Annotated in this window: 10 protein-coding genes, 3 pseudogenes and 1 other annotated feature; all 13 genes and pseudogenes read left to right on the top strand. The window is 25.8% G+C overall.

Going from position 1 to position 13,126, the window contains the following annotated elements:
* Positions 1–181 precede the first annotated feature (181 nt).
* Positions 182–4,419 (top strand): annotated as a pseudogene (locus BN899_RS09490) (acyl-CoA dehydratase activase-related protein).
* A 94-nt stretch (positions 4,420–4,513) separates the two neighbouring features.
* Positions 4,514–5,191, top strand: a complete 678-nt coding sequence (locus tag BN899_RS09485; RefSeq protein WP_042274904.1) for a nitrite/sulfite reductase domain-containing protein — start codon at positions 4,514–4,516, stop codon at positions 5,189–5,191.
* Positions 5,192–5,377: a DUF1858 domain-containing protein gene (locus BN899_RS09480; RefSeq protein WP_042274902.1), complete on the top strand. Its 186-nt coding sequence runs from the start codon at positions 5,192–5,194 to the stop codon at positions 5,375–5,377.
* Between the two features lie 209 nt (positions 5,378–5,586).
* Complete coding sequence (locus BN899_RS09475; protein WP_242824140.1) at positions 5,587–6,963, top strand: hypothetical protein; 1,377 nt, start codon at positions 5,587–5,589, stop codon at positions 6,961–6,963.
* Positions 6,960–7,224 (top strand) — a binding site (T-box leader). (Overlaps the previous gene by 4 nt.)
* A 133-nt stretch (positions 7,225–7,357) precedes the next feature.
* Positions 7,358–8,122, top strand: coding sequence for an amino acid ABC transporter substrate-binding protein (locus tag BN899_RS09470; RefSeq protein WP_042274900.1), 765 nt, complete (start codon positions 7,358–7,360; stop codon positions 8,120–8,122).
* Between the two features lie 11 nt (positions 8,123–8,133).
* Entirely contained in the window at positions 8,134–8,256 is a 123-nt protein-coding gene (locus BN899_RS20510) for a hypothetical protein (protein WP_330362515.1), read from the top strand.
* Positions 8,249–8,743, top strand: coding sequence for an amino acid ABC transporter permease (locus BN899_RS09465; RefSeq protein ID WP_330362519.1), 495 nt, complete (start codon positions 8,249–8,251; stop codon positions 8,741–8,743). The genes BN899_RS20510 and BN899_RS09465 overlap by 8 nt, the downstream gene beginning before the upstream one ends.
* Positions 8,744–8,752: 9 nt before the next feature.
* A complete protein-coding gene (locus BN899_RS09460) occupies positions 8,753–9,415 on the top strand; it encodes an amino acid ABC transporter ATP-binding protein (protein ID WP_042274898.1) in 663 nt (220 codons plus the stop codon).
* Between the two features lie 109 nt (positions 9,416–9,524).
* Positions 9,525–9,836 (top strand): annotated as a pseudogene (locus BN899_RS09455) (Spx/MgsR family RNA polymerase-binding regulatory protein); the annotation flags it as partial.
* Between the two features lie 905 nt (positions 9,837–10,741).
* A complete protein-coding gene (locus BN899_RS09445) occupies positions 10,742–11,116 on the top strand; it encodes a GntR family transcriptional regulator (protein WP_042274894.1) in 375 nt (124 codons plus the stop codon).
* A 62-nt stretch (positions 11,117–11,178) separates the two neighbouring features.
* Entirely contained in the window at positions 11,179–11,979 is an 801-nt protein-coding gene (locus BN899_RS09440) for an ABC transporter ATP-binding protein (protein WP_330362518.1), read from the top strand.
* A 4-nt stretch (positions 11,980–11,983) separates the two neighbouring features.
* Positions 11,984–12,631, top strand: coding sequence for an ABC-2 transporter permease (locus BN899_RS09435; protein ID WP_042274892.1), 648 nt, complete (start codon positions 11,984–11,986; stop codon positions 12,629–12,631).
* A 112-nt stretch (positions 12,632–12,743) separates the two neighbouring features.
* Positions 12,744–13,126 (top strand): annotated as a pseudogene (locus BN899_RS09430) (hypothetical protein); the annotation flags it as partial.

The following is a 13,126-nucleotide window of genomic DNA, read 5'->3' as shown; positions in this document are numbered from 1 at the left end:
TTTTTTATTTGATTAAATTATATAAATCTTTTATTGAAAGTATAATTTCATATTAAATTTTAAAAAGAAAAATATAGTTCATACAATAATATTTCCAAGAATAGATTAATATTAGTAGAAAATTTACCACCTTAAAATTGCAATAAAAAATAAATTACATATAAATAGTGGGGGGAATAGAATGGATGGAGTATTTAATTTAGGTATAGATATTGGCTCAACAACTATTAAAGCAATAGTAAGTGAAAATAATGATGTAATTTATAAAGAATACAGAAGACATTACTCAGATATAAAAAGATCATTGAAGGAAGTATTAGTTAATATATATGAGAAAATAGGAGACTCAAATATAACTATTATAATAACCGGATCTGGAGGAATGGATATATCAAAAGCTTTAAATATTGAATTTATTCAAGAAGTAATTTGCAGTACAAGTGCAATACAGAAATTTCATCCAGATACAGATGTGATAATAGAGCTTGGAGGAGAAGATGCAAAAATAACGTACTTAAGTGGTGGTATAGATCAAAGGATGAACGGTATATGTGCAGGGGGAACTGGTGCTTTTATAGATCAGATGGCATCTTTACTAAAAACAGATGCAAAAGGTTTAAATGAACTCGCTAAAGATTATAGTGTTATTTATCCAATAGCATCAAGATGTGGAGTATTTGCAAAGACAGACATACAGCCCCTTATAAATGATGGTGCAAAAAAGACAGATATTGCAATGAGCATCTTTAATGCAGTAGTAGTTCAAACTATTAGTGTATTGTCATGTGGAAGAAAAATAGAAGGTAAAGTTGCTTATTTAGGTGGACCATTATATTTTTTATCGCATCTTAGATGTGCGTTTAACCAAGCATTAAATTTAGAAGATAAAGATATAATTTTCCCTGAAGATGCCCAACTTTATGTAGCGCTTGGCGCTAGTTTATTATCTAGAGAAAAAGATGATATAAAGATAACGGAACTAATTAAAAATGTTGATAATTTAAAAAATAATAAATTAGATACATCTAATGATTTAGAACCACTTTTTAAAGATAAAAAAGAGTATGAAGAATTTTTAGATAGACATAGCAAAAACAAGGTAATTAAAAAAGATATAACTGATTTCAAAGGTAATTGCTTTTTAGGAATAGATGCAGGATCAACAACTACTAAAGCTGCATTAATTGATGAAGATGGAAATTTATTATATTCTCATTATAGTAGTAATAACGGTAGTCCTTTAGAAACTACGTTAAGTGTAATGAAAAAAGTATATGAAGTATTACCATCTAATAGTAAAATAGTAAGTTCAACAGTAACAGGATATGGTGAAGGTCTTATAAAAAAGGCTCTTAAAATAGATTATGGAGAAATAGAAACTATCGCACATTATAAATCTGCAAAATTTTTCAATGAAAATGTAGATTTTATATTAGACATAGGTGGACAAGACATGAAGTGCTTAAAGATAAAAAATGGAGTTATTGATAGTATCATTTTAAATGAAGCTTGTTCTTCTGGCTGTGGATCATTTTTAGAAACTTTTGCAGATTCTCTATCTATGGACATAAAAGTATTTTCTAAAGAAGGTATATATTCAAAAAAACCTGTAGATTTAGGATCTAGATGTACTGTATTTATGAATTCTAGAGTTAAGCAAGCTCAAAAAGAAGGAGCAAGTATAGCAGATATATCAGCAGGATTATCTTATTCAGTTATAAAAAATGCACTGTTTAAAGTTATAAAAATAAGAGATTTAAATGATATGGGAGAAAATATAGTAGTTCAAGGTGGAACATTTTATAATGATTTAGTTTTAAGAGGTTTTGAAAAACTTATACAAAAAGAAGTTACAAGACCTAATATATCAGGTATCATGGGAGCTTATGGAGCTGCATTAATATCAAAAGAAAAATACTTTATAGGATATGAAACAAAGCTAATAAATAAAGAAGAAATAGAAAATATAAAATTAGATATAGAAGTAAAGAGATGCTCTGGATGCCTAAATAATTGTCTATTAACTATAAATAAATTTTCAGATAAAGATTTGTTTATATCAGGAAATAGATGTGAAAAAGGAGAGGCTATATACACTAAAAATATAGTAAAAAATAAAGCTAATAATATAAATGGATTTAAGTATAAATATAATAGACTTTTTAAGTATAAGCCTATAAAAAAAGAAGATGCTACTATGGGTGAAATAGGAATACCAAGGGTATTAAACATGTATGAAAATTATCCATTTTGGTTTACATTTTTTACGAATCTAGGGTTTAGAGTTATATTATCAGATAGGTCGTCAAAAGATATTTACAAAAAAGGAATAACTAGTATAGCTTCAGAAACAGTTTGCTATCCGGGGAAAATGGTTCATGGTCATATTGAAAATTTAATTGAAAAAGGAATAAATTATATATTCTATCCTTGTATAACCAATGAAGTAAAAGAAGATAGTAATTCGGATAATAATTATAATTGTCCAGTTGTAATATCATATTCTGAGGTTATAAAAAATAATGTTGAAAATATAAGAGAAAAAAATATAAAATATATTAATCCTTTTTTAAGTTTAAACAATAAAGAAAAGTTAAAGGAAAGACTTTATAATGAACTATCAATATATTTTAAAGAATTATCAAGAGAAAGTATAAACAATGTAGTAGAATTAGCTATCCAAGAACAAGAAAAATTCAAACAAGATATAATGGACTATGGTCAAAGCGCTATAGAAGATATAAAAAATAATAATATAAAAGGTATAGTTTTAGCTGGAAGACCATATCATTTAGATCCAGAAATAAATCATGGTATACCAGAACTTATAAATTCTTTAGATATGGCAGTTCTTACAGAAGACTCAATATGTAATTTAGCAAATTTAAAGCGTCCATTGAGGGTTGTAGATCAATGGGTATATCACTCAAGATTATACAAATCAGCAAGCTTTGTAAAAGATAATGACTATTTAGAACTAGTTCAACTAAACTCCTTTGGATGTGGGATAGATGCAGTTACAATAGATCAAGTACAGGAAATATTAGATGAAGGAGAAAAAATTTACACTGTTATCAAAATAGATGAAGGTAATAACTTAGGAGCTGCTAAAATTAGATTAAGATCTTTAAAGGCAGCTATGATAGAAAGAGATAAAAATAATATAGATAAAGAGCATGTAGAAAATAATGAAATAAAATATAAAAAAGGAACTATATCAAAGAATCATACTATTTTAGCACCTCAAATGTCTCCAATACATTTTCAATTCTTTGAAAAAGCAATAAACTTAAGTGGATATAACTTAGAAATTTTAACTAATTCTAGTTCTGAAATAATAGAAGAAGGACTAAAATATGTAAATAATGATGCTTGTTATCCAGCTATAATTGTTATAGGTCAAATAATACATGCACTTAAACATGGAGAATATGATTTAGACAACATATCTGTTGCAATAACTCAGACAGGTGGAGGGTGTAGAGCTACTAATTATATAGGCTTTTTAAGAAAAGCACTATGTGATGCTGGATTTAAAGATATACCAGTAATATCCTTAAGTGTAAATGGAGTAGAAAAGAATGGATTAGTAAAAGATATAACTATTAAATTAATAAATAGACTCTTTATGTCAGTTATTTATGGCGATTTATTAATGAAAGTATTATATAGAGTAAGACCTTATGAAAAAAATAAAGGAAGCGCTAATAATCTATACGATAAATGGGTAAAGATATGTAAAGAATCTTTGGATAAGGCTAGTATATTTACATTTAAGAAAAATATAAAATCAATAATATATGAGTTTGATAACTTAGAAATATTAGATATAAAAAACCTAAAGTTGGTTTAGTTGGAGAAATATTAGTAAAATTTCATCCAATTGCAAATAATAATCTAGTAGAGATAATAGAGGAGGAAGGTGGAGAGGCTGTAGTACCAGAACTTATAAACTTCTTTTTAAGCTGTTCACTAAACTCATCTTATAAATATAAATATTTAGAAGGTACAAAAACAAATAAAATGTTAGGTAATTTTGCTATATATATTATTGATATATATCAAAGAACATATAAAAAGGAACTTAATAATAGTAATAGGTTTAAATCTCCCAATCATATAAGACATATTGCAAAAAATACTGAAAAAATTATCTCAATGGGAAATCAAACTGGTGAAGGATGGTTATTAACAGGAGAGATGGTAGAACTTATAGAAGAGGGAGTAGGAAATATTATATGTATGCAACCTTTTGGATGCTTACCAAACCATATAACAGGTAAAGGGCAGATAAAAGAATTAAAAAGAGTTTATGAAAATGCAAATATAATACCTATTGACTATGACCCTTCTGCAAGTAAAACTAATCAATTGAATAGAATAAAGTTAATGCTTTCAACTGCATTTAAAAATATATAAAATACGTAACTAATGTTACGCATTTTATGGTAATAATAGTGTATAATAATGTAAATATAAGGTATAAAGTAATTAAATTATAAAGGAGAACCTGATGTCTAAGTATGGAAACTTACAAAAGATAAAAGATGGAAAAAGAACTTATGCCATCACTCCACATATACCAGGAGGATTTGTTCTACCTGATACTCTTATAAAGATATCAGAAGTAGCTAAAAAATATAAAGGTGTTTTAAAAATTACCTCAGGTCAAAGAATAATGATAACTAATTTAAAAGAAGAAGACCTAGAAACTATTTGGAAAGAGTTAGGCATGGAACCGGCAGTAAAAAATCAATATTCAGTAAAAAATGTTGAAATATGCCCAGCAAATTTTTGTAAAAGATCTAAATATCCTACAATAGGTGTGGGAATGAAGATTAGCAAAAATTTCCATGGAATGAGTTTACCAAATAGAACAAAAATAGGTGTTTGTGGATGCCAAAATGCATGTACAAGTGTTTATTCAAAAGATGTTGGGGTTTTAGTTGATTTTCATGGTAAATTCTTTGTAACAGCAGGAGGTAGTGCTGGATTTAATCCAAGACCTGCTGATATAATTACTAAAGAATTAACTGAAAAAGAAGCTTTTTTACTTGTAGAAACTATTTTAAACTACTACAATGAAAATGCACATATGGGTGAAAAACTTGGAGAGTTTATTGATAGAATAAGTATTGATAAATTTAGAAAAGATATTTTAGAAAAATTAAATTTAAAGGAGATAATATAAATGATAACTAAAGATATGACAATAGCAGAAATATTAAACAAAAAGCCAGAGGCAGCACAAATTCTTATGGGACTTGGAATGGGATGCTTAGGTTGCCCATCAGCTAGTATGGAAACATTAGTAAATGCTTGTGAAATACATGGTTTAGAGTTAAATGACGTTTTAGAGAAATTAAATCAAAACTAATTAATTTATAAAAATACCGTGATTTAGGTAATACAACTAAATCACGGTATTTTTTATTTTTAGTATAAAATTTGAAATAATATAGATAAATATATAGAGTAAGGATTTATAATTACATTTGAATAAATAATTAGCTATTAATTTACATTTTAGCATGTTTAATATGATATAATGATATAGTATTATATGAAAGTAAAGGTGGTCTAGCTATGAAGGTAGTTAACAATGCGATATCATCTGATTACCTGAGGTATAAGGTAGACGAAGATATAAGTATTTATGAAGGAAGGTTTTGTATTTATTTAGATAAAAAATATAAATGTAGTGGAATAATCTATTATAAAATGACACCTCCAGTATCTATAAACTTTAAGGCTCAGATATTATTTATTGAAGATGAAGACGTGGACTTAGATTTAGATTATGATAATGCAATACTTGAAATGTATGGATATAAACCTATATCTGTAACGATAAATACTATAAATGACTTTAATATAGAAGGATATACAAACGATAATTATATAAAATCAAAAAATTCATATGTAGAATATATAGATTTTCACATAATAAATTTAGATAAATTCTCTGGAAATCTTATAAAACACGTGGACAAGTTGTTCGCAGGTAGAATAGAATTTGATATAAATGATTTTACAGTTACCATAGATAAAAGATATGATTATAGAAAAGAATTAAGCGAAGAATTAAAAGCTAAATCAGGAACTATAATAACACATATAGGTAGAATAAAAAGAAAAGACAATAAACTATTTAAAACAAATAATATGCTAAACTTTTTAGATAGAATATCTAGTAGCTTAAGCTTTATGTGTGGAAGGTATGTAGGAATTTGCTTAGCAAAAGGATACCAAAATAATAATAATGTATTTAGGCTTTGGAGAGAAAATCTTATAACTCCATTTAAGTTTGTACCTACATGGACTGATACTATATCTAATCATCATAATATAGAAAAATATATGGCTCTTATGTGTAAAAAATTAGAGGATGGATATTGTGGTCCAGCAATAAAGAACGTTATTGATTGGTACATAGAATCTCTTGGAGATATAACTATGGAAAATAATATAATATCTATACAAATAGCACTTGAAGCACTATCATATATTATTTTAGTAGAACAAGAAAAAATATTATCTGATGAAGAATTTGATAAAAATAGTGCATCTAAAAATATTAAAATGGTGCTAGACATATGCAAAATACCATATGGTAGTGATGAACTTGAGTTATTTGATGACTGGACAAAAACTAAATTTGATGATGGAGTTGATTTAGTTATTTACTTTAGAAATAAAATAGTTCATCCAACTAGAAAAGATAATAGAGCAAGTTTAACTGTTGAAGATATGTGGAACATAATTCAAATAGGAACTAAATACGTTGAACTTATAATGTTATCATTTATAGGATATAAAGGTGAATACTCTAATAGGCTTAAAGAAAGATGGTTTGGAGAAGTAGAAGTTGTTCCTTGGGGGATAAAATATTTAAAAAAAGTATTGACAATAATTATTAAAAAAAATATAATAAAAAACAAGAATCGAATAAAGTTATATTAAATGCGTTGATAAGAAATAGTAAAAATAATTTTCTTAAACAGAGAGTTTCCGTTTGGTGAGAGGAGCATTAGAATTTATTTTGAACACATCTTTGAGCAGAGCACCGAAAAGATTTATAATCTTAGTAGACTGTTTCCGGTATCCCTGCACCCGTTATCGTGATAGAGTATAAGCAAATTATTTGCCGTACTTAAAGAGGTTAGTGTCGTAAGGCATTAATGAAATAAGGTGGAACCACGTGAGTTAACTCCCGTCCTTAGCAATAGCTATAGGAGGGAGTTTTTTTATTACCAAAATAAGTGTAAAAATAAACCTTAAGCGCGCAAGGCTTGTTTTAAAAAGAAAAATTTTCTAAAAATAATATTCGAAATATTTTGAAAAAGGATGATTAAATATGAAAAATAAGTTTAAAATACTTAGTTTATTAACTTTAATAATAATTATGTTAGTAGGATGTTCAAAAGATAATAAGAATAAAAATGAAGTAGTAGTAGGATTTGATAATGGATTTGTGCCTATGGGATATATGGATGAATCTTCAGAGATAGTAGGATTTGATATTGATTTAGCAAAAGAAACACTTAAAAGGTTAGGTATGAATGTAAAATTTCAATCAATAGATTGGTCAATGAAAGAAACTGAGTTAATGTCAGGAAATATAGACGTTATATGGAATGGATACTCGTTATCTGAAAAAAGGAAGAAAATAGTATCATATACAGATTCATATCTTCAAAACAAACAAGTAATAGTAACTTTAAAAAATTCAAGTATAAACAATAAAAGTAATTTAAGTGGAAAAACTGTAGGAACACAGCAAGGTTCAACTAGTCTTGAGGCTATAAATAGGGATAGTAATTTTATAAATTCTATAAAAGATAAACAACCAGTTCTTTACGATACCTATGATAAAGTTTTTAGAGATTTAGAAGCTAAGAGAGTAGATGCAATTGTTGTAGATGAAATATTAGCTAGATATTATATAAGTAAAAAAGACTCGAGCAAATATAAAATATTAAATGAAAATTTTGGAACAGAAGATTATGTTGTTGCCTTTTCTAAAGATAATACAGAACTTAAAGATAAGGTAAATAAAACTTTAAAAGATATTAAAAAAGATTCAACTTTTGATGAAATATATGACAAATGGTTTAAATAGGAGGAATTAATATGATACAAGGTCTTACAGTTACATTATCTATATTTTTTATAACATTATTATTAGCACTACCTTTAGGGCTAATGCTAGCATTTATGAGATTATCAAAGAATAAGTTAATAAAATATATCTAAAACTTATATATTAGTTTTTAGAGGAACGCCATTACTTTTACAGCTAATATTTATATTCTTTGGTTTACCACTAGTAGGAGTAGTATTTAATAGATTCAATGCAGCTATATTAGCATTCGTATTAAATTATGCAGCGTATTTCGCAGAAATTTATAGAGGAGCTATATTAGGAATAGACAAGGGTCAATACGAAGCATCTTTAGTTTTAGGTATGGATAAAAAAATTATGTACAAAAGAATAATATTACCTCAAGTTATAAAGAAGATACTTTCGCCTATGTCAAATGAAATAATTACATTAATAAAAGATACATCAATAGTATATACAATAGGTCTTAATGATATATTAAGAATTGCGCAAATAGCACAAAATCAACAAGTAAGTTTAATACCACTAATTGAAGTTGGCTTAGTATATTTAATTTTAGTAGGTATTATAACTAAAGTATTTAAAACTATAGAAAATAAATATTCGTATTATGTTTAGGAGAATGATATGCTAAAAGTAAATAAATTAAGAAAAGTATATAATGAAAATACAATATTAAATAATATAACATTTGAATTAAAAGAAGGAGAAGCAGGCGTATTGCTTGGGAAATCAGGAGCAGGAAAAACAACAATATTAAGATGTATAAATGGCCTTGAAGAATTTCAAGGTGGAGAAATTATAGTAGATAATGAAAGTATAAAATCAATAAATGATATAACTAAAATAAGAAAAAATATAGGAATGGTTTTTCAAAACTTTAATTTATTTCCTCATATGACAGTACTTGAAAATATTATAGAATCTCCAATAAATACATTAAAAATAGATAAAAGTGAAGCTGTAAAAAAAGCAAAAGAATTATTAAAATTAGTAGATTTACAAGATAAAGAAAATTCATATCCACATGAATTATCAGGTGGACAGAAACAAAGAGTTGCAATCGCTAGGGCTTGTGCATTAAGTCCTAAAATACTTTGTTTTGATGAACCAACATCAGCGCTAGATTATGAAAATATAATTAAGGTTATAGATATAATAGATAAATTAAAAAGTGAAAAAATAAGTATCCTTATAGTAACTCATGATAGCCACTTTGCTAAGGAAGTTGGAGATAAGTTTATAAAAATTAATAATGGAAATATTGAGGATATTAGTAATATATTGTAAAATGATTTAAGATAAAAAAAATGGGTAATATAAAAATATATTATAATAAGGAAAGGGATAAACGCAAATGATAAAATTTTACGGGTATTCAAAATGATCTTCAGTTAGAAAGGCCAAGGCTTGGCTTAGTGAAAATAATTTAGAGTTTGAAAATATTGAAATAGTAAAAAATCCTCCTACTAAGGAAGAGTTAGAAGAAATGTATAAAGTTAGTGGATATGAACTTAAAAAATTCTTTAACACTAGCGGGGTTAAATATAGAGAGTTAGGACTTAAAGATGTAGTTAAGACTGAGTCTGATGAAAAACTTTTAGAAATTTTAACTAGCGATGGAATGCTTATCAAAAGACCTATAGCATATGATGGTAAAAATGTAGTTATAGGATTTAAAGAAGATGAGTGGAAAGAAAAATTATTATAAAGAAACAGTAAGACCGTTTATATAGCAATATATATTCGGTCTTTTTTATTTCAAATATAATACAGTTTTCATCTAATCACTCTCATCTATAAATTATATTAACAAAATAAGAATAAATTATCATAATAATTAAAAACCACTTTCTTAAATTTAAGAAGTGGTAATAATACTAAATAATCCTATTAGGATAATAAAAATGTGATCTTTTGTAAATAAATCTTCGTATGTATTGTCCGATAGATAGAACTACTAAAATTGTAGCCACAAGTGCAATATCAAACTTTAAAACAGATTGAATATATAACAATAAAGCACTATAGCATATTAGTATAAAAGTAGTAAAGTTAAGCTCAAATAAAATTCTAACTAATTTACCAAGATACCTTTCTTTAAACTTATATTTTGATTGCAATATGAGCTTAAATAATATATTTAAATTAATCAAAGTATCTTTTAAACCTTTAAGTATAATAGCAGATAAAATTAGAGCTGTTAAGAATGACACGTTTATGTTAGTAAATATTAATAAACTAAGCACCATAAATGAAAAAAATATAAAAGTATTTTTAAATATCTTAAAAATAAAAATTATTGCTAAAGCGAATAGCATAACTTCGGCTAAAATATCCATAATAAACTCTCCTAAACATTGAATTTATATATATTTTAACCTAGTTTAAAAAAGTATAACTAAAGTAGGGACTCGTATATAGATATTAGGTAGACTTATTATAAAGACAGTAAGACTGTGTATATAGTGATATATATGTGGTCTTTTTTATTTTATTTTAAAATGAAATAAAAAATGAATAGACATTATAGAATTAAAGTGTTAATATGTGTATATAGATAATATATACACTTTATATACAGTATTGCATATAATAATACAAAGAGGTGATAAATTGAATATAAACATAAATAATTCATCAACAATTCCTTTATATGAGCAGATAAAAAATCAAATAAAAGCTCAAATTTTAAATAGCTCGTTAAAGCCAGGAGAAGGTCTACCATCAATAAGAAACTTAGCAAAAGAGTTAAAGGTAAGTATAATAACAACTAAGAGAGCTTATGAGGAACTAGAAAAAGAGGGACTTATACAAACCGTAACGGGAAAAGGTACATTTGTAGCAGTTCAAAATACCGAAAGGTTAAAAGAAATGACTATGTTTGAAATAGAAAATAAGCTAGAAGAAATTATAAAACAGGCTAAGTCTGTGGGGATTACATTAGAAGAAGGATTAGAAATATTTAAAAGTATTTATGAAGAAGTATAGGGAGGTTAATATATGAATGCTATAGAGATAAATAATCTTAGTAAAAATTTAAATGAATTTGAATTAAATATAAAAAATTTAGAAATAAAAAAGGTTTTATAACAGGATTTATAGGTCCTAATGGCAGTGGAAAAACAACTACAATAAAATTAATTATGAATATGCTTTTTAAAGACAGTGGGAGTATAAAAATACTTGATAAAGAGTATAAAGAAGACGATATAAGTATAAAAGAAGTTATAGGTTATGTTGGAGATATACCGGGTTATGTAAATGAATTAAAACTTATAGATATTAAAAAAAGTATATGCGTTTTTTACAAAAATTGGGATGAGAAACTATATAAAAGGTATATAAATCAATTTAAGTTAGATGAAAAGAAAGTATATAAAGAGTTATCAAAAGGACAACAAAAGAAGTTTGAACTTATAATGGCACTTTCTCATCACCCTAAATTAATAGTAATGGATGAACCAACAGCGAACTTAGATCCTTTAGTTAGAAATGAATTTTTAGATATAATTCAAGAACATATAGATAAAGAAGAAGCAACCGTATTTTACTCAACTCATATAACTTCAGATTTAGATAAAGTATCTGACTATTTAGTATTTATATATAATGGAGAAGTAATACTTAGAGGAGACAAAGAAAGCATATTAGAAAATCATAAAATAATAAGAGGAAATAAGCAATTACTAGATGGCGATACCAAAAAAGAATTAATATCTTTCACTGAAAATTCTTTTGGTTTTGAAGGATTAACATCAAATATTAAAAGCGCAAAAGAAATATTTGGAGAAGAGGTAATATACGATAAGGCAAATTTAGAAGATATATTAATGTATTATACAAGGGGGTAAATTTATGAATAATGTAGTTAGCCTTACAAAAATGAGTTTTTTGAATTTAAAGTCTGTATTTAAACAAATAGCATTTGTACTTATTATATGGACAGCTGTAGCTATATTTAATCCATATTTTTTAAATATACTATTTGGATTTATAATACTTATGACGCTATATCAAGCAATGGTATATGAAGATATGAATGGAATAGATAACTTAGTAGCAGTACTTCCAGTTAAGAGAAATGAATATGTAATGTCTAGATATTTATTTGGAGCTATAATACTAGCTCTAACAAGTATTTTTTTAATAGTAGTATATAATATAGGAAATAAAATAAATGCCATAGATATACCATTAAAAGCATTTTTAGGAATGGGAATAACTTCAGCAATATTAACTATATCTTTTATAATACCAACAGTTTTAAAATTCGGTGCCAATAAAATGAGAGTGGTTATGGTAGTAATATTCATGATTTTAATAGGGTTAGTGTCAGGAATGATGGAAATATTAAGCCAAAACTCAGAAATAATGGTAAAGATAAGTAATATAGTAGATACAATAGGAATATCAGTAATATTAATCATTTTTAACACAGCAATATTAATGATTTCAATGATAGTTTCTATAAAAGTTTATAGAAATAAAGAAGTAAAAAAATAATTTTAAAATATATATGAACTTTCAATGAACTTTTTAACGAAAGTTCATTTTTTTTACAGAGATAGTATATAATAATATAAAAATACTAACTAAGGTAAATAGGAGGAAAAAATTGAACAATAATATAGGTAAAAAGTGCCTAAATATATCTTTAAGTATTGCTTATATATTTTCTATTGTATATTTTTTTATAAATAAAGAAATTGTAAGCGTGGCAATATCAATAGCATGTTTATTAGGTACAATTATATTGTATATAGTCAATCAAAGGAATAATAAATTAATTGATAATAATCTATATATTGTACTTGTGCTGTTTATTTTATTTTCATCTTTACTTGGAACCTGTTATAGATTTTACGATATAATAAATCGTTATGACGATTTTTTACATGTTTGGTCTGGATTTATTAGCGTTAGTGTAGCATTTGCAATATTAAATTACTTAAATAAAGATGAAGTAATTATCAAAATGAATAAATTTTATAGTTATAT

Source organism: Faecalimicrobium dakarense, from assembly GCF_000499525.1.
In the GTDB taxonomy this organism is placed as follows: Bacteria; Bacillota; Clostridia; order Peptostreptococcales; family Peptostreptococcaceae; genus Faecalimicrobium; species Faecalimicrobium dakarense.
The sequence above is the reverse complement of the archived record's forward strand: the minus strand, read 5'-3'. Positions and strand labels throughout refer to the sequence as shown.